Annotated in this window: 1 protein-coding gene; it reads left to right on the top strand. The window is 69.4% G+C overall.

Going from position 1 to position 294, the window contains the following annotated elements:
* Nucleotides 1-10 precede the first annotated feature (10 nt).
* Nucleotides 11-294 (top strand): Tad domain-containing protein (locus BN358_RS23625; RefSeq protein WP_232233112.1); only part of this gene is annotated, 284 nt, incomplete at its 3' end.

The following is a 294-nucleotide window of genomic DNA, read 5'->3' on the forward strand; positions in this document are numbered from 1 at the left end:
GGCCGTCGCCATCGACCTCGGCGGCGCCTACTCCGAACACCAGCAGTTGCAGAACGGGGCCGACGCCGGGGCGCTCGCGATCGCCCAGTCCTGCGCGCTCGGTGACTGCGTCGACAGCTCGGACAAGTACGCGAAGGCGAACAAGCTCGACGCCAGGCCACCGGTCAGGTCGTCGGCGCGATCACTTCCACGGTCACGGTGGAGACGAGCAGCGTCCGGAAGAATTGGTTCGGAGCCGTCATCGGGATCCCGACGAGCACCCTCACCGCACGCGCCACCGCCGAGTGGGGCTGG

Source organism: Sedimentibacter sp. B4 (assembly GCF_000309315.1).
GTDB lineage: Bacteria > Bacillota > Clostridia > Tissierellales > Sedimentibacteraceae > Sedimentibacter > Sedimentibacter saalensis.